We start from the raw sequence: 16,977 nt of genomic DNA on the forward strand, positions 1-16,977 counted from the left end.
TTGTCCATGTCCACCCGCCAAACCTCACCCCAGTCGCTGGCCCAAACCCTGTCCGCACTGCTGGTGGCCACCGCCCTGGTCACCCCGGCCATGACCGCCGTGGCCGCCGAACCCGCCAAGGCCGAGGCCACCAAAGGTGCCAGCAACCCCTGCGCCCCTGAAAACCCCTGCGCCCCCCTGAAGAAGAAAAAGAAAAAGGCCGACAGTGGCAACCCCTGTGCCCCGGCCAACCCCTGCGCCCCCAAGAAGTGACGCAGGCCACGCCCCAGCCCCAAGCCGCCGCCCGGGTGGCCTTGGAGGTGCCGCTGCGTTACGCCCATGCGGGCAGCAGCCTGGCACACGCCGCCCTGGCTGGGGCCCGCCAGTTCATCGAACTGGCCCACCACCCCAAGGCCGACGTGCGCGACGCCGCCGCAGGCACCCAGTTCTACTACCACGCCCATCGGCACGGCGGCGGGGAGCACGGGCACTTTCACCTGTTTGCCCGCGGCCCTGAAGAACGGGGCGACTTCATTCACCTGGCGGCCCTGTCGCTCAACGCCCAAGGCCTGCCCCTGCAGTGGTTCACCACCAACCAATGGGTCACGGGGGAACACTGGGCACCAGCGCCCGCGGTGCAGGCCCGGCTGGCCTCGTTCCGCATTGCCACCCCCGGGCGATTGGCTCCAGTGGCCCGGTGGTTGACGGCCATGGTGCAGCTGTTCCACCCCCAACTGCACCGCTTGCTGCAAGACCGCGACCAGGCCCTGGCCCGGTTGCAGCAACAACACCCAGAGCTGACGCCCCAGGCCCTGCGGCAAGACCGACGGTTCGACATCCTGTCGGCCACCTCGGCCGAGCTGGCCCCGCTTTTCATCGCCCCACCCCAAGGAGAACAACCATGAGACAACTGATGCGCCGTTTTGCGCTGGCCGCCACGGTGGCCGGTACCTCGCTGCTGGCCCAGGCTGGCATGCTGCCCGGCCCGCTGGTAGACACCGCCTGGCTGGCCGCCAACATGGACAAGGTGCAAGTGGTCGAGGTTCGCAGCAATGTGAAAACCTTCACCACGGCCCCCGAGTTCGAAACCGATGCCAAAATCGGCAAGAAACAGCTGGTGGAGGCCGGGGGCCACATCCCGGGTTCTCGCCTGATCGACATGAAGGCCATGCGCACCGACCGCACCTTCGGTGACCTGAAGGTGAAGTACATGATCCCCACCCAGGCCGACTTCCAGAAGGCCATCCAGGCCGCGGGCGTGGACGCCGACAAACCCATCGTGCTGGTGCCCCTGGGCGTGGAAGTGACCGACGTGGACGACGCCCTGCGCGTGCACTGGCAGCTGAAAACCTATGGCGAAGACGACCTGGCCGTGCTGGACGGCGGCCTGGCCACCTGGCTGTTGGAAAGCCGCGCCTTCAGCACCGACGCCCCCAGCGCCAAGACCGGCACCTGGGTGGCCAAGGCCGACCGCACCGCCCGCTACATGGCCACCTCGGAAGACGTGGCCCAGGCCATGGCCCAGAAAAACGCCACGCTGATCGACTCGCGCGACATCAAGCAATTCCACGGCCTGAGCAAGCGCGACTACGTGTACGCCTACGGCCACCTGGACGGGGCCAAGCTCTACTCGCCCGACCTGATGATGAAAACCGCCGGTGGTGCGCTGAAGTTCATGAGCACCGCCACCTACAAGGGCTTGCTGGTCGGCCAGGGCATTGACCCCGCCGCCCCCTCCATCTCGTACTGCAACAGCGGCCACCTGTCGTCCGGCCCCTGGTTCGTGATGAGCGAGCTGCTGGGCACCCCCGCCAAGCTGTACGACGGCTCCCTGCACCAGTGGACGCTGGAAAAGCGCCAACTGGCAGGAGCCGTGCCGCTGAACTGAAACGTGGTGGCCTGCGGGGCTGAAGCGCCGCTTCAGCCGCCCGCCAGGAGGGCGCGCAAGCCCTCCTCGTCCAGCACCTCAATGCCCAGCTCCCGCGCCTTGTCGAGCTTGCTGCCTGCGTCCGCACCCGCCACCACGTAGCGGGTTTTCTTGCTGACCGAACCGGCCACCTTGGCCCCGGCGGCCTCCAGCAGGGCCTTGGCCTCCTCGCGCCCCAACGTGGGCAAGGTGCCCGTCAGCACCACGGTGATGCCCGCCAGCGGCTGCGGGGCCTGGCTGTCGGCAGCGCCCTCGCCTTCCGGCCAGGTGACGCCGCACTGGCGCAGGCCCAGCACCACCTCGCGGTTGTGGGGTTGCTGGAAAAAGGTGTAGATGCTTTGCGCCACCACCGGCCCCACGTCGCGCACGGCCAGCAGCTGCTCCACCGTGGCGGCCTGGGCGGGCGTGGCCCCCATGATGGCCTCCAGCCGCCCGAAGTGCTTGGCCAGGTCCTTGGCCGTGGCCTCGCCCACGTGGCGAATGCCCAGCCCGAACAGGAAACGCGCCAGCGTGGTCTGCTTGGACTTTTCCAGCGCCTCCAGCAGGTTGCGGGCGGACTTTTCGGCCATGCGGTCCAAGGCCATCACCTGAGCCAGCTCCAGCCGGTACAGGTCGTCCAGTGCAAAGGCTCGGGTGCGCTGGGCCAGCTTGCCAAAGCGCAGGTGGCGCTGCACGCGCAGGCCCGTGGCCCGCGGCGGGTGCGCCACGCACACGCCCAGCAGTTGCCCGCCGTAGCCGGTGAGCGCGCCCTTCTTGCCTTGCCAGTCGTACATGGTGCGGGCCACGGGAAAACGCAGCTCCACCAGTTGGTCCACCAGCTTTTCGCCCAGGCCTTCCACCTCCACGGCACGGCGCTGCGCGTAGTGCAGGATGGCCTGCTTGCGCTGCGCCCCGCAGAACAGGCCGCCGGTGCAGCGGGTGTCGGCCTCGCCTTCTTCGCGCACGGCCAGGCTGCCACACACCGGGCAATGGCTGGGGGCGGTGTAGGGCTGGCCCCGCGGCGGCAGGGGCTGGCCATCGGCCCCCAGGCCGTCTTCGGGCCGGGGCAACACGGCCACCACCTCGGGAATGACGTCACCCGCACGGCGCACGATCACGGTGTCGCCCACCCGCACATCCTTGCGGCGGGCCTCGTCCTCGTTGTGCAGGGTGGCGTTGGTCACGGTCACGCCGCCCACGAACACCGGGGCCAGCTTGGCCACGGGGGTGAGCTTGCCGGTGCGGCCCACCTGAACCTCGATGGCCAGCACCGTGGTCATCTGCTCCTGCGCCGGGTATTTGTGGGCCACGGCCCAGCGCGGGTCGCGGGTGAGGAAACCCAGCTCCCGCTGCAAGGCCAGGCTGTCCACCTTGTAGACCGCGCCGTCGATGTCGAACGGCAGGCTGTCGCGCAGTTGGCCCAGGTGCTGGTGAAACGCTACCAATTCAGAAGCACCTTGCGCTTTCTGTACCAGCGCAGAAACCGGAAAACCCCACAATTTCAGGGCCTGCAGCATGTCGCTGTGGCAGGCCCATTGAGGGCCGCCCTCGGCGGCGGGGCTGACCTCGCCCACGCCGTAGGCAAAAAAGCTCAAGGGGCGCTGGGCGGCAATGCCCGAGTCCAGCTGGCGCACCGCGCCCGCGGCGGCGTTGCGCGGGTTGACAAAGGTTTTTTCGCCCTTGGCCCCGGCGGCGATTTTCTGGCGCTGCCCTTCGTTGAGCGCCTCGAAGTCGTCGCGGCGCATGTACACCTCGCCGCGCACCTCCAGCACGGGGGGAATGGCGGCCCCGGGCGCGCCCTCCAGCAGCCGCAGCGGAATTTGCGCAATGGTGCGGATGTTGTGCGTCACGTCCTCGCCCACCTCGCCGTCACCCCGGGTGGCGGCCTGCACCAGCACGCCCTGCTCGTAACGCAGGCTCATGGCCAGGCCGTCGAACTTGGGTTCGGCCACATAGGCCACGGGGGTGCCGGCCAGGATGGCCAGGGCCTCGGGGCCCAGCGGTTCGGCGCGGTGGCGCTCGTCGGTGGGTTTGAGTTGGGTGCGGCGGTGTTCGCTGGCCAGGTAGTCGCGCACGCGCTGGTCGAAGGCCTCGGCCCCCGTGGCGGTGGTGTCGGTTTCGGTGCGCAAACTCAGCATGGGCACCCGGTGGCGCACGGGCTTCAACTCAGCCAGGATGGCCCCGCCCACCCGCTGCGTGGGCGAATCGGGGCGGGCCAGCTCGGGGTGGCGGGCCTCCAGCGCTTGCAGGCGCTGGAACAGGCGGTCGTACTCGGCATCGGGGATGTCGGGCGCGTCCAGCACGTAGTAGCGGTGGGCGTGGTGCTGCAACTGGCGCACCAATGCTTCCATTTCGATAGCTTCTTGCGCTTTTACATCAAGCGCAGGAGTCGAATTTTCTTCAAAAAAATCGGGCTGTTGGGCCATGGGTCAGGAGAACAGGCGGCGGGCCAGCACGCTGCCCGCGTGCAGGTCGCGGGCTTCCAGCGCCGCGTACAGGCTTTCCAGGTCGGCGCCGATGCGGTCCAGCGCCTCTTCGGTCAGGCGGTGGCCCTGGTCGTCGGTCAGCATGCCGTCCATGGTGCTGCCCAGGGCGGCGGCCACCTCGCGCATGCGCTGGTAGGGTTGCTCGGCGCGGGCCACGTGGGCCACGTCCAGCAGCAGGCTCACCTCGCGCAGGGCCGATTGTTCGGGGTCTTCGGCCAGGGCGGCCTGGGTGTCGAACAACAGGCTGAGCACGGGGGCCTGGGATTCGGTCCCCGGCAACACCATGCGGCCCGGCAGGGCCCCGGCCACAAAGCCCAGCTTGGCGGCGTGCTGCTGCACGTAGCCGGGGCTCCAGGCGGCCTGCACGGCGCGCAGGGTGAAGCCCAGCTGGGCGTCGTGGGTGCTGGCGAACTGGTCCAGCTCGCGGGCGCGCAGCACCTCGTCGCGCATTTCGGGGAATTCGGGGGCGGCACCGATGGCGTCGGCCAGGTTCTGCGCCTTCATCACGAATTCGGAGAACTCGATGTCGTTCAGCGGCCCGTGGCGGTTGGCCAGTTGCACCCCCGCCTGCACGGCGGTGTAACGCTGGCCGGGGCGCGGGGTTTCCCATTCGCCGGTGGTGGCGTGCTGGGCCTCGATGGCAAAAGGCTTGCTGCCCACGCGGCGGGTGCCGGGCATGGCGGCCAGGATGGCGTCGCCCGACACCGCACCCTCCAGCACCAGCGGGGCCACCACGTCGATCAGGGCGTCCAGCCCGGCGCGTTTGTCGGCGCCGCGGCCATCGCCCGTGCCATCGGTGGACAGGGGCACACCGTCAAAGCCGGGTTCTTGCCGGTCGGTGTCGGGCTGCTGCGACTCCACCGGGGCGTCGGCCTTGCGCGGGGCGCTCTTGCGGGTGACCCAGGCGTTGTAGGCGACCACCGCCGCCAGGATGATGCCGCCCAGCATTGCCAGGCCAAGTTGAAGGTTGCTCATGGTGTGTGATTTTCGCTCAGTGCCACGCGGGGCCCATCAGTGCAACTCGGCCATGCCGATGGCGGCGTCCATGTCCACCGCCACGATGCGGGAAACGCCCTGCTCTTGCATGGTCACGCCAATGAGTTGCTCGGCCATTTCCATGGCAATTTTGTTGTGGCTGATGAACAGGAACTGCGTGCCGGTGCTCATGCTGGCCACCAGCTTGGCGTAACGCTCGGTGTTGGCGTCGTCCAGCGGGGCGTCCACCTCGTCCAGCAGGCAGAACGGTGCGGGGTTGAGCTGGAAGATGGCAAACACCAGCGCAATGGCGGTCAGCGCCTTTTCGCCGCCCGACAGCAGGTGGATGGTCTGGTTCTTCTTGCCCGGGGGTTGGGCCATGACCTGCACCCCGGCGTCCAGGATTTCGTCACCCGTCATCACCAGCTTGGCCTGCCCGCCGCCAAACAGCTCGGGGAACATGCGCCCGAAGTGGCTGTTGACGGCCTCGAAGGTGCCGCCCAGCAGCTCGCGGGTTTCGTTGTCGATCTTGCGGATGGCGTCTTCCAGCGTCTGGATGGCCTCGTTCAGGTCGGCCATCTGGGCGTCGAGGAAGGTCTTGCGCTCGCGGGCGGCGCTCAGCTCGTCCAGCGCCGCCAGGTTGACCGCGCCCAACGCCGTCATGTCGCGCTGCAGGCGGTCGATTTCGCCTTGCAGGCCGGTCAGCTTCACGCCCTCGGCGGCAATGCCTTCGGCCAGCGCGGCCAGGGCTTCGGGCTCGGTCTGCCCGGCCTCCAGCAGTTGCTGGTGGTATTGCTCGAAGGCCAGCCGGGCGGCCTGCTCCTTCAGTTGCAGCTCCACGATGCGCTGGCGCATGGGGTCCAGCTCGCGCTCGTGCTTCAGGCGCTGCTCGTCGGACGCACGCAGCTTGGCGGTCAGGTCGTCGTATTCGGAGCGGCGGGCGGCCAGGGCCTGCTCGCGCTCCATCTTGCGTTCCAGCGCCTCTTGCAGGCCGCCCTGGGCGGCGGCGTCGGACAGGCGGCCCATTTCGTCGTGGGCGCGTTGTTCCTCGTCCACCACCTGGGCCATTTGTTGGCGGGCGGTGTCGATGGCGCGGCCCAGCTCGGCCTGGCGGGCTTGCAGGCTGCGCTGGGCAAAGTTGGCCTCCTGGGCCTGGCGTTCCAGCACGCGCAGTTGGTCGCGGGCGGCGTTGAGGCGGCGTTCGGCCTCCAGCGCCAGGTCTTCGTGCTGGGCGTGGCGTTCCTGGGCGTCGGCCAGTTGCATGTCCAGCTCTTCAAACCGGCCTTCGGCGGCCATGCGGCGCTCTTGCAGGTCTTCCAGCTGGGCGTCCACCTCGGCCAGGTCCGACTCCACCTGCGCCTGGCGCTGGCGGGCCTGTTCGGCCTGGGCGTGCAGGCGCAGCACCTCCACCTGCAGGCTGTGGCGCTGGGCCTGGGCCTGCTGGGCCTGGGTGCGGGTGTGGCCCAGGCGCTGGCTGGCGTCGGCATAGGCGGCCTCGGCGCGGGCCAGCGCGGTGCGGGCCTCGTCGGCAATGAGGGTGTGGGCCTTGACTTCCTTTTCCAGGTTTTCGATTTCCTGGGCGCGGGCCAGCAAGCCGGCCTGCTCGGAATCCGCCGCGTAGAACGACAGCGCGTGGCGCGACACCGCATGCCCCGCGGGGGTGACGATGCTCTGCCCCGCGGCCAGCGCCTCACGCTGGGCCAGGGCGTGTTCCAGCGTGTCGGCGGTGTAGACGCCTTGCAGCCAGTCGTCCAACAGGCCGCGCAGGCCCGCGTCGGCCACCTGCAGGTAGCTGCTGAGGGCGGTCAGCCCCGCGGGCGTGCCCCCTGCCCCACCCGATGCCGCCGGAGGGTGAAAAAACGTGAGCCGCGCCGCGGGCGGGTCGTTGGCAAAGGCGCGCAGCATCTCCAGCCGCCCCACCTCCAGCGACTGCATGCGCTCGCGCAGTGCCGACTCCAGCGCGGTTTCCCACCCGGGCTGGATGTGGATGCGCTTCCACAGCGGCTGCAAGCCCTCCAGCCCCTGCTTGGCCAGCCAGGGCTGGAGCTTGCCGCCGCTTTGCACCTTGTCTTGCAGGGCGCGCAGGGCGTCCAGGCGGGCGGTGCGCTGGGCCACGGTGGCCAGCTCGGTGTTGAGGGTGTGCTGCCGCTGGCGGCGTTCGTCGTCCAGCGCGGGCACCTGGGCCTGGCCGTCTTCCAGCCGGGCCTGGGCCTCGGCCTCGCGCTCGCTGGCTTCGTCCAGCTGGGCTTGCAGGTCTTGCAGGCGTTCTTCGTCCGGGGCCACCAGGGTCTGGCGGTCGGCCCCCAGGCGCTCGCGCCGGGTACCCAGCTGGCGCACCTGCTCGTCCAGGCTGCGCTGCTCGGCGGCCAGCACCTGAATCTGCTGCTGCACGCTGGTGGCGGCCTGGCGCTGGGCGTTGGCCTTGGCCTGGGCCTGGCGGTGGGCGTCTTCCAGCGTGGGCAGGTTGGCGGCCTGGTCTTCAATTTGGGCGGCCAGAATTTCGGCCTGCTCTTCGGCGCTCAGGCCCTGGCCGCTCAGCGCCTCCAGCTCGGCCTGGGCCTGGGCTTCGCGCTCGGCCCACTGGGCGCTTTGCTCCTTGAGCTGGGCCAGCCGCAGCTCCACCCGGCGGCGGCCTTCCACCACAAAGCGGATTTCGGCCTCCAGCTTGCCCACGTCGGCGGTGGATTCGTACAGCGCACCCTGGGCCTGGTTGACGGCATCACCCGCCGCGTAGTGGGCCTGGCGCAGGGTTTCCAGGTCGGCCTCGGTGCGGCGCAGGTCGGCGGTGCGGGCCTCCAAGTCGTTGAGGGCCTTCAAGCCATCCTGGTGGATGCGGGCCTGTTCGGCCTCGGCGTCGGCACGCTTCAAAAACCAGAGCTGGTGCTGCTTGATGGTGCTGCGCGAGAGCAGGTTTTTGTACTGCAACGCCACCTCGGCCTGCTTTTCCAGGCGCTCCAGGTTGGCGTTGAGTTCGCGCAGGATGTCTTCCACCCGCGTGAGGTTGTCGCGCGTGTCGCTGAGGCGGTTGGCGGTTTCGCGGCGGCGCTCCTTGTATTTGGACACGCCCGCCGCCTCTTCCAGGAACAGGCGCAGTTCCTCGGGGCGGCTTTCGATGATGCGGCTGATGGTGCCCTGGCCAATGATGGCGTAGGCCCGCGGCCCCAGGCCGGTGCCCAGGAACACGTCTTGCACGTCGCGGCGGCGCACCACCTGGTTGTTGATGAGGTAGCTGCTGTTGCCGTCGCGGGTGAGCACGCGCTTGACGGCGATCTCGGCAAACTGGTTCCACTGCCCTCCGGCGCGGTGGTCTTCGTTGCTGAACACCAGTTCCACGCTGGCGCGGCTGGCGGGCTTGCGGTGGGTGGTGCCGTTGAAGATGACGTCTTGCATGGACTCGCCACGCAACTCGCTGGCCTTGCTTTCACCCAGCACCCAGCGCACGGCGTCCATGATGTTGGACTTGCCGCAGCCGTTGGGCCCCACCACGCCCACCAGCTGCCCGGGCAGCTGGAAATGCGTGGGTTCGGCAAACGACTTGAAGCCGGAGAGTTTGATGGACTGAAGGCGCACGGTGGGCAGGCAAAAGGCGAGGCCGCGATGATACCGGGGGGGCTGGTGGCGGGAGCTGCGGAGCGGGTGCCCGTGGGCGCGGCAGCCGGAAAGGCACCAAGGCTGGAACTTACAAAAGAAAAATGCTGCCAGCGCTTTATTTGAAAGCGATGGCTGCTATTGATTTTCGATGTACGAATGTGGGGCTAGCAAGAATGGGGGAAGGCTCAACATTTTAGTTCGGGGACCTTGCGCGGCTTTATGCGCAAGGTCCCCGCAACGACCAATTAGGCTGTGACACCAACGAAGGCTGTACATGGGACTAGTCATGATTGAGGCATCAGGAGCAAAGGCCTATTGCTACAAATTTTTGGCAAAGTTTAGTTGGAAGAATTGCACCACCATCGAGGCCTCCATTGCTCCGCCCCAAGCCAGCATTTACAAAAGCAAGCAGAGGCGCCTCATCCATTTTCATAGAATCATCAATGGTGGCAGCCGAAAATTGCCTCAATTTTTCTATATCAAATGATGGAATTCGTTCAAGAGCAAGCAAAATTCGGCGAAGCTCCTCGAAGGATATCTCATTTCTCGCGTATGCCGCAAAACATTTCGCAGTCAACTCTGGCTTTTTCTCACTCTCCATTCTGTCAATAATTTCAATTATTACCGCACCAGCTCTACCCGCAAATTTTTCATCCTCGTTTAGCTTTTCCACCATTGCAACTCGCTCAGCCTGAGGAACCTCTGAGAGCTGATTGAAAAAACGCCAAATCTTTGAGGCGAGCACCTGATCTCTCACAGAGCCCGCAATATTGAATACCCCAACAAAAGTATTAACCACCGGAACATCTTTCCACACCCCAGAATCAAGCAAGCCATCAATGCCAATCTCCAAATATTCCTTCCCCATATTAACCACCGAATCAGATCTAAGAAAATCAATTACAGCCAAACCTCGCGCAGTATCTTTTTTCATTTCAAACAACCCCCGAACTTAATTGAACCAATACATCCTAAATGGAAGCAAATAAAGAACCCAGCAATTACCTAAACAACACCCGGTTCAGCAACCATCAACAAGACCTCACCAAGAACAATTACTCAAGAAGCCAAATAGGCCCATATGAATTAAAGCACGCATTGCGAACAGCCTCCAAACGAACACTCCCCATAGACTCGAGCTCACCCCATTTATTAATCTGGAATACTGCAATGGTGTGCAGAACCTCCTTAGGCGTCCGCAGTACGTCGTAAATTCGAACTTCTCCATCCCTCTCCTGAACAGATGTCTCCAACCACATCTCCTTTTTATCCGCCGACGCCAACCTTGAATACAATACATTGATCAAAGGCAGATAGTGCCCATTACCCCGAGAAGCCTTGCAATCAATATCAAAACCCCTTACAATTCGCTCGGCCTTTGATGACTCAAAAGAAATTCGATTTCGATAGTCTCTCTCCAATTTCTGAATATATAGGGAATTGGAGGCATTGATTAATTTGACAACATCTTTCCCATTCAGTGAAGAAAGGCGCCCTTGGTTGTACATGGAGCCAAGGGCCTCTTGCGCCTTCATCCTGCCTTGCATAGCAGCTGCGCGGAACCACCTCACAGCCTCTTTGTCGTCTTTTGCGATTCCACGACCGTTTGCATATAGCAAACCAAGATTGGCTTGAGCCCATGCAGACCCTTGATCCGCAGCCGCAAGATACCATCTGAAAGCTTCTTTTAAATCTAGTGCAACACCTTGTCCGAATTCATACATCACACCAAGGTAAGCTTGGGCTTCAGAATTACCTTGATCCGCAAGAGGCTTTAGCAATTCGAATGCCAAGGAATATTTCTTTTCCTCAATGGCATCCTTTGCCTCAGACAACGATGCCAACGCCACCGAATCGACCTCACACTCAGGCTGCAAATCAAAAATAATTTGATTACCACCTGGAATATCTACATAAACCTGAATACCACCCTTACCCGAAGATTTAGTTTTGACATCACCATGACCTCGAATCACTAGAGATTGTTTTGCCTGAGCCACGCTCAGCTGCTCGCAACGGCCAGCTGATGTTTTAAAAAACCATTGTTGACTCTCCGATTCAGCAGCTGACGTGAGCGCATCAGATGCATCGTCCTTGCACGGCATCCAGCGCTTATCCGCACCAATGGCATTTTTTGGTCCCCAACACCAACCCCTGGCTTCGATTTCTGTTCCGAGTGCATCACGCCGCTCGCACGCTTTAGCGGTTTTCTCCTCATCGCCACCCCCTCGACAAAGGCCGTTCAAGCGATCAGCCTCCGCAAGCATTGCGTCAATACTCTGCGGGGTGGTTGCACCTACCTGACCTTCAACGGATTTGTCAAAGCAGCCTGACGACAAAAGAATTGCAACAACCGTAGCAAATGCAAAACGGCGATTAAAAAATATACTGATCAAGGCATCCTCCTAAAAGCGGCTTGAAGCTCGGGTATTCGGTGACACGAAATCCTGCGACCCCGTTGTGCTCCACGCATCGACCGGATAGGTTCTGTATGCGGATTCAAAACCTTCACTATAGCCTCAGCACTGAGAAGTACTGACCTCCACTGGGTGCGCATTTTTACCCGGAGACATGGCCGCAACGGCGAAATGCCGCAACCGTGCGACATAGGCGCGGCAGAGTGTGTGGCACTCCAGCACCGGTAACTCTGTGGGTAGTTGAATCGGTTACAGCATGGCGAGGTGACCAAGAATGCTTCCTTGCCGAGGTACTGCACTCGCATGATGGGCATGCTAGTTGTTGCCCGTGGATCTTGGGCAAGTCGTGGAGTCTCTCGCCGCATGGCGGGCTTCAGTACCGTCGAATCTTGTCCGTCAGAAGTTCTAGGCTGCGCACTAGCACATAGTGCCACTAGCAGGCCAGGAAATATGATTACTTTGCGCATCTTGGTGTGCGGCTTCAATGCGAGGCCCAACGCTGGAGGCAAAGTACAGCAGCGGAGGGACCCCAAAGCGCAGCTGTGGTTTATCACGTTGACCGAAAATTTAGGCTCCGTTTATTTGGCTAATTCCTTATATTCTGGAGTATTGCGTCGGCAAAAATCTTCCCTCCTAATTTCATCAATTTCCTTTTTAACTGATTCAGCCACTTCAGCTGTCCATGATTTTCTTTGAATCTCACTCATGTTTTTACAGATTGCCTTTGCCGACATTCCGATTTTCATGGAAACCCCAAGATTCAAGTTGCAAGCCTCTTCCAGCAAGCCATTGAAAACCCATGCTTGATATAACTCTTGACACTTTGAGCGCAAGGAAGAATTGTTAGACGTATTTTCCTTTTTTTCGGGATCATTTGTCATTTTAAATGCCGCCAAGGCAAAGACGTAGGCTCTTGTCTCGCGATTGTCATAGCGAGTCATTTGCGTATGAATTTCATTATCATGAAATATCCAGCAACCGTGCGCAAATGATTTTTCATTTAAATAAAACATGGCTTGCTTAGCATTACCATGCTTATCTCTGCATGAAGGGTCTAGCGCGGCGTCGTCAAACAGAACTGCCTTTAGGGCTTTCCCATTAACGGGGATGATTCCTTCGGCAACTTGTTTTGCGCATAATTCAAGGCAAAATACGGCTACACATAAAGCAAATATTAGTTTCCACATGAAATTATTTACATTAACAATAATCATTATATTTACCTACTCCCTTTCGAATGACCCGACAAATTAGCAAAGTGCTCTTTAACTTTGCGATGCGCTTTTTCAGGAGCCCACTCAACGGGTACAGCACAGCAATTCATTAATTCATTACCAACAGGGTGAGTTTTTAATGCCACCTTATAACCAAGAGTGCAAAGTTCAGCTTCGGAAATGGGTGAGCGTTTCTGCCCAGCCAGTGGGCCGCCAATGAAATCTGCATTCATGTCGTTCATCTCATGCTCCTAGTTGAGCCCAGCGGCCTAACGAATGAAAGGAACTTCCCCGTCCCGAGTGCGCCGCGCAGTTGCGGCAATCGGCATCCAAGTGCCACGATGGGAAGTGCGAAATCTCTTCAACTCACTCATTTGTTGGAAGGAAAGCCCATGGCCATTGCCACCATCGGCAACGCCGCTGCAATAGCGTCGATTCTGGTCAACACAAGCGCTCCCGCGCTTCCCCCATTTGAGGGATGTGTTGCGTGTTGACACTCAACTCACCGAGGTTACTTGACGGGGAAAAATTCAAGAAAAATCAGCCCCCATCGCTTGATCTAAAAGCGCAAGCAGCTCCATTTTCAATAGCAAGCCACCCTCACTTGGCGTTGACGATGCCTTTGAAGTCGTAGGGCACCACGATGGTGTGCACCTTGCCCGAGGCCACGCCCTCGGCAATCTTGAGGTTGGCCATGGCGTTCATGTAGCCAATGGCCCCGGCGTTGGCGTTGAGCGCGGCAATGCGCTCGGCCTCTTTCTTGGCGGTCTGGACTTCCACCTCTTTGGTCTTGAGCTCGTTTTGCGCCCGCACCAGTTCGTTGGCGCTTTGCACGATCACGTCGGCCGGCACGATGGCCCGCACCTGCACCTGGGACACCGAGAGCTTGTCGCCCAGGTTTTCTTCGGCCAGGGTCTTGCCGATCAGCTCGCGGATTTGCTGCTCGATTTGGGGGCGGTTGTCGGCCAGCTTCAGGGCTTCGTACCCCCGGGCCACCTTGTAGGCCGCGTTGCGGGCGCTCAGGGCCACGTAGTTCTGCATGAGCAGGATGTCTTCGCCCAGCATGCCGTGGAAGGTCTTGTTCTTGGTGGTCCACAACTCCGACACCGCCGCGGGGTTGACGCTGTAGACCACGGTCATGTCAAAGTCCTTGACGGTGGAGTTGTCGGAAGCCAGGGGCGTGAGGTTGTCCACCGGAACGGCCACGTCCTGCACCTTGAAGGTGAGCACGCTGCCCACCAGGGTCTGGTTGAAGGAGCCGGGCAGCAGCTCGCTGGCATCCACCGTTTTGTCGAAGTGGATGCGCAGCCCCACTTCCCCGGTTTCGATGCGGGTGCAGCCCACCAAGCCGCCCGCCGCCAATGCCACCACCGCCACCCACACACGATTTCGTTGGAACATGAAAACGCCCTCCTTGGTTTGACTTGCGCGTGGCTTCAGGCAGCGCTGGGCCACTTGATCTCGATCTTGCGATTCTGGGCAAGACAATCTCTGAGGTAGAGGTTGATGAGGCTTTGGTACGGAACCCCAGCCTCGGCGGCCATGCCCTTGAAGTACTGCACCACGTCTTCCGACAGGCGCATGGTCACCGACTTCTTGAGCTTGGACGCATAGGGGTTGGGGCGGGCGCGCATTTTGGACAGGTCGTACTCAGCTTTCATGTCATTCACCTCGGTAGTACTGGGCTTCGTTCTCGGTTGCTTTGCGGGCCGAGATGATGCGGATGACGTTGCCGTCTTCTCTCTCGCAGTGGCACACCAGCAGCAGCCGGGCGTCTGAACTCATGCCCAACAAAAGAAAGCGGTCTTCATCTTACATAGGCGGTCAAGCCGGGTGGCGTTGCAGCACCCGACCAAACAACACACCACTTCCACCCCGAATGCACCACAATCGGCCCATCCCTCCACCCCTTGCTGACCGCCATGAACACACTGTGCCTGCGGCTGGTTTTGCCGCTTCTGGTGACCCTGCCCCTGGCGGGCTGGGCCGAAGACCTGCCGTTGAGCAAGACCTACAACCAGTGCATGGAAAAGTCGGACGGGGTCACGGCGGCCATGGTGGAGTGCATCACCGCCGAGTACAAACAGCAGGACACGCGGCTGAACCAGGCGTACAAGGCCCTGGCCAAGGACTTGAACGCCGCCCGCAAGAAGCAGCTGCAAGAGGTTCAACGGGCGTGGCTGAAGTTTCGGGACGCCAACTGCGCCTTCTACGACGACCCCGATGGCGGCACCCTGGCCCGGGTGTTGAGCAACGAGTGCATGCTGACCCTGACCGCCCAGCGGGCCAAGGAACTTGAAACGCTGGCGCAGCCCTGAATGAGGTGGGGGCGTGCGATGATCGCCCCCCTCTCCCACACTGCCCGGTGCCGACTCACGCACCCGGCCACCCCACCCGATGCCCGGCTATTTCACTCAGCAACAGAGCATCGCCGTGCGTGGCGTGGCCGATTTGCACATCCGTTCGCTGCTCAACAACCAGCAATATGCCGACCCTCTGGGGCTGGCCGAAAAGGTGGGGCTGTCTGCGGCCACCTGGTCGCTGTTCGGGCTGTTGTGGCCCTCGGGCCTGGAGCTGGCCGCCCACCTGGGGCAGCGCCCGGTGGCGGCGGGTGAACGCATTCTGGAAATTGGCTGTGGCCTGGGGCTGGCCAGCCTGGTGGGCCATCGCCGGGGGGCGGACATGACCGCCAGCGACTGCCACCCGTTGGCCGCCGAGTTCCTGGCCGAAAACCTGCGGCTCAACGACCTGCCCCCCATGAAGTACCGGCACGGCCTGTGGGGCGGGTTGGTGCCCGAAGGCCCGTTGGTGCCCACGCCCTCCCCCGTGCCCAACGACGGCAGCGTGGCCGTGGCGGGGCGTTTCGACCTGATTTTGGGCAGCGACGTGTTGTACGAGCGTGACGACAGCGGCGGACTGGCCCAGTTCATTGACGACCACGCGGCTGCGCAGGCCGAGGTGTGGATCGTGGACCCGCACCGCGGCAACCGCCCGGCCTTCAACCGGCGCATGGCCCAGCAGGGCTTTGATTTGACGGAACAGCGCCTGGACCGCCCGGCCTCCGTCACCGAGACCGCCTACCGCGGGCGGCTGCTGACCTACGTGCGGGGAGGCGGTTCGGCCCACCGATAATGGCCGCCCATGAACCCGCTGCTCTCCCGCCTTCAGCCCTACCCGTTTGAACGCCTGAAAAAACTGTTTGCAGGCGTCACCCCCAACCCCGCGTACCGCCCCATCAGCCTCGGCATTGGCGAACCCAAACACGCCACGCCCGCCTTTGTGGTGGAGGCCCTGCACCAAAGCGCCCTGGCGCAGCCCAGCGGCCTGGCGGGCTACCCGGCCACGGCGGGTGAGCCCGCGCTGCGCAAGGCCTGCACCGACTGGATGCAGCGCCGCTACGGCCTGACGCTGGACGCCGCCACGCAGGTGCTGCCGGTGAACGGCTCACGCGAGGCGCTGTTTGCCTTTGCCCAGACCGTGCTGGACCCCACGAAGCCCAATTCAGTGGTGGTGTGCCCCAACCCGTTCTACCAAATCTACGAAGGTGCGGCCCTGCTGGGCGGGGCCACGCCCTACTACGCGCCCAGCGACCCGGCGCGCAACTTTGCCGTGGCCTGGGACACCGTGCCGCCCGAGGTGTGGGCGCGCACCCAACTGCTGTACGTGTGCTCGCCCGGCAACCCCACGGGGGCGGTGATGCCGCTGGACGAGTGGGCGCGGCTGTTCGAGCTGAGCGACCGCCACGGCTTTGTGATTGCGTCGGACGAGTGTTACAGCGAAATCTATTTCCGTGACGATGCGCCGCTGGGCGGGCTGGAAGCCGCCGCCCAACTGGGCCGCACGGATTTCAAGAACCTGGTGATGTTCACCAGCCTGTCCAAACGCAGCAATGTGCCGGGCATGCGCAGCGGTTTTGTGGCCGGTGACGCGGCGCTGATCAAGCAGTTTTTGCTGTACCGCACCTACCACGGCAGCGCCATGAGCCCGGTGGTGCAGGCCGCCAGCGTGGCCGCCTGGAACGACGAGGCCCATGTGGTGGACAACCGCAACCAGTACCGCACCAAGTTTGCCCAGGTGACGCCGGTGCTGGAAGCCGTGCTGGACGTGCGCCTGCCCGACGCCGGTTTTTACCTGTGGGCCGCCGTGCCCGGGCACTGGGCCACGCCCGAGCTGAGCGCCGACGAGCACTTCGCCCAGGCGCTGCTGGCTCAATACAATGTGACGGTGCTGCCGGGCAGCTACCTGGCGCGTGAGGCCCAAGGCTTCAACCCAGGGGCGGGCCGCATCCGCATGGCGCTGGTGGCTGAAACCGCCGAATGCCTGGAAGCCGCCCAGCGCATTGCCGCGTTTGTGCAAAGCCACGCAGCGGCCGCCTGAACACCCCCCGATTTCATCTCCGCAACATTCAC

The 16,977-nt window shown here is 62.9% G+C and carries 14 protein-coding genes and 2 pseudogenes; 6 read left to right on the plus strand and 10 right to left on the minus strand.

Features of this window, described 5'->3' with window-relative positions; all coding sequences use genetic code 11:
* Positions 1 to 6 precede the first annotated feature (6 nt).
* From ACYVB7_RS10300 to ACYVB7_RS10310, 3 genes are read left to right on the plus strand one after another with little or no spacing between them, the layout of a single operon-like run.
* A complete protein-coding gene (locus tag ACYVB7_RS10300) occupies positions 7 to 252 on the plus strand; it encodes a hypothetical protein (protein ID WP_460507112.1) in 246 nt (81 codons plus the stop codon).
* Positions 249 to 884, plus strand: a complete 636-nt coding sequence (locus tag ACYVB7_RS10305; RefSeq protein ID WP_460507114.1) for a DUF6969 family protein — start codon at positions 249 to 251, stop codon at positions 882 to 884. Before ACYVB7_RS10300 ends, ACYVB7_RS10305 begins: the two co-directional genes overlap by 4 nt.
* The gene (locus ACYVB7_RS10310) at positions 881 to 1,867 is read left to right on the plus strand and encodes a sulfurtransferase (RefSeq protein ID WP_460507117.1); all 987 of its coding nucleotides are present in this window, start codon (positions 881 to 883) and stop codon (positions 1,865 to 1,867) included. Before ACYVB7_RS10305 ends, ACYVB7_RS10310 begins: the two co-directional genes overlap by 4 nt.
* A 32-nt stretch (positions 1,868 to 1,899) precedes the next feature.
* Here ACYVB7_RS10310 and ligA read toward each other — a convergent pair whose 3' ends face one another.
* The 10 genes and pseudogenes from ligA to ACYVB7_RS10360 form a co-directional block, all read right to left on the minus strand.
* Positions 1,900 to 4,311, minus strand: a complete 2,412-nt coding sequence (gene ligA / locus ACYVB7_RS10315; RefSeq protein ID WP_460507119.1) for an NAD-dependent DNA ligase LigA — start codon at positions 4,309 to 4,311, stop codon at positions 1,900 to 1,902.
* Between the two features lie 3 nt (positions 4,312 to 4,314).
* The gene (locus ACYVB7_RS10320) at positions 4,315 to 5,346 is read right to left on the minus strand and encodes a cell division protein ZipA C-terminal FtsZ-binding domain-containing protein (protein WP_460507121.1); all 1,032 of its coding nucleotides are present in this window, start codon (positions 5,344 to 5,346) and stop codon (positions 4,315 to 4,317) included.
* A 36-nt stretch (positions 5,347 to 5,382) separates the two neighbouring features.
* Positions 5,383 to 8,916 carry a chromosome segregation protein SMC gene (gene smc, locus ACYVB7_RS10325; RefSeq protein WP_460507123.1) on the minus strand — a complete coding sequence of 1,178 codons (3,534 nt, stop codon included), beginning with the start codon at positions 8,914 to 8,916 and terminating at the stop codon, positions 5,383 to 5,385.
* Positions 8,917 to 9,235: 319 nt separating this feature from the next.
* A complete protein-coding gene (locus ACYVB7_RS10330) occupies positions 9,236 to 9,880 on the minus strand; it encodes a hypothetical protein (protein ID WP_460507125.1) in 645 nt (214 codons plus the stop codon).
* 112 nt (positions 9,881 to 9,992) lie between these two features.
* A complete protein-coding gene (locus ACYVB7_RS10335) occupies positions 9,993 to 11,333 on the minus strand; it encodes a tetratricopeptide repeat protein (protein ID WP_460507127.1) in 1,341 nt (446 codons plus the stop codon).
* Positions 11,334 to 11,932: 599 nt separating this feature from the next.
* A complete protein-coding gene (locus tag ACYVB7_RS10340) occupies positions 11,933 to 12,568 on the minus strand; it encodes a hypothetical protein (protein ID WP_460507129.1) in 636 nt (211 codons plus the stop codon).
* A gap of 5 nt (positions 12,569 to 12,573) precedes the next feature.
* A complete protein-coding gene (locus ACYVB7_RS10345; protein WP_460507131.1) occupies positions 12,574 to 12,810 on the minus strand; it encodes a hypothetical protein in 237 nt (78 codons plus the stop codon).
* Between the two features lie 358 nt (positions 12,811 to 13,168).
* A complete protein-coding gene (locus ACYVB7_RS10350) occupies positions 13,169 to 13,969 on the minus strand; it encodes an SPFH domain-containing protein (RefSeq protein ID WP_460507133.1) in 801 nt (266 codons plus the stop codon).
* Between the two features lie 35 nt (positions 13,970 to 14,004).
* Positions 14,005 to 14,250, minus strand: a pseudogene (locus ACYVB7_RS10355) (BrnA antitoxin family protein); the annotation flags it as partial.
* Positions 14,231 to 14,368: pseudogene (locus ACYVB7_RS10360) on the minus strand (BrnT family toxin); the annotation flags it as partial. The pseudogenes ACYVB7_RS10355 and ACYVB7_RS10360, both read right to left, overlap by 20 nt.
* A 122-nt stretch (positions 14,369 to 14,490) precedes the next feature.
* Here ACYVB7_RS10360 and ACYVB7_RS10365 point away from each other — a divergent pair.
* The 3 genes from ACYVB7_RS10365 to dapC all read left to right on the plus strand — a co-directional run bounded on the left by ACYVB7_RS10365 (position 14,491) and on the right by dapC (position 16,945).
* A complete protein-coding gene (locus ACYVB7_RS10365; protein ID WP_460507136.1) occupies positions 14,491 to 14,886 on the plus strand; it encodes a lysozyme inhibitor LprI family protein in 396 nt (131 codons plus the stop codon).
* Positions 14,887 to 14,965: 79 nt separating this feature from the next.
* Positions 14,966 to 15,700: a class I SAM-dependent methyltransferase gene (locus ACYVB7_RS10370; protein ID WP_460507138.1), complete on the plus strand. Its 735-nt coding sequence runs from the start codon at positions 14,966 to 14,968 to the stop codon at positions 15,698 to 15,700.
* A 9-nt stretch (positions 15,701 to 15,709) separates the two neighbouring features.
* Positions 15,710 to 16,945, plus strand: a complete 1,236-nt coding sequence (dapC, locus tag ACYVB7_RS10375; protein WP_460507140.1) for a pyridoxal phosphate-dependent aminotransferase — start codon at positions 15,710 to 15,712, stop codon at positions 16,943 to 16,945.
* Positions 16,946 to 16,977 lie beyond the last annotated feature (32 nt).

Source organism: Hydrogenophaga soli, assembly GCF_054777695.1.

Bases quoted from the DNA above. Each gene is read 5' to 3' on its own strand.
- ACYVB7_RS10320 (WP_460507121.1), bottom strand. From the start codon at position 5,346: ATGAGCAACCTTCAACTTGGCCTGGCAATGCTGGGCGGCATCATCCTG.
- ACYVB7_RS10365 (WP_460507136.1), top strand. From the start codon at position 14,491: ATGAACACACTGTGCCTGCGGCTGGTTTTGCCGCTTCTGGTGACCCTG.
- ligA (WP_460507119.1), bottom strand. From the start codon at position 4,311: ATGGCCCAACAGCCCGATTTTTTTGAAGAAAATTCGACTCCTGCGCTT.
- dapC (WP_460507140.1), top strand. From the start codon at position 15,710: ATGAACCCGCTGCTCTCCCGCCTTCAGCCCTACCCGTTTGAACGCCTG.
- ACYVB7_RS10310 (WP_460507117.1), top strand. From the start codon at position 881: ATGAGACAACTGATGCGCCGTTTTGCGCTGGCCGCCACGGTGGCCGGT.
- ACYVB7_RS10370 (WP_460507138.1), top strand. From the start codon at position 14,966: ATGCCCGGCTATTTCACTCAGCAACAGAGCATCGCCGTGCGTGGCGTG.
- ACYVB7_RS10340 (WP_460507129.1), bottom strand. From the start codon at position 12,568: ATGATTATTGTTAATGTAAATAATTTCATGTGGAAACTAATATTTGCT.
- ACYVB7_RS10350 (WP_460507133.1), bottom strand. From the start codon at position 13,969: ATGTTCCAACGAAATCGTGTGTGGGTGGCGGTGGTGGCATTGGCGGCG.
- ACYVB7_RS10300 (WP_460507112.1), top strand. From the start codon at position 7: ATGTCCACCCGCCAAACCTCACCCCAGTCGCTGGCCCAAACCCTGTCC.
- ACYVB7_RS10345 (WP_460507131.1), bottom strand. From the start codon at position 12,810: ATGAACGACATGAATGCAGATTTCATTGGCGGCCCACTGGCTGGGCAG.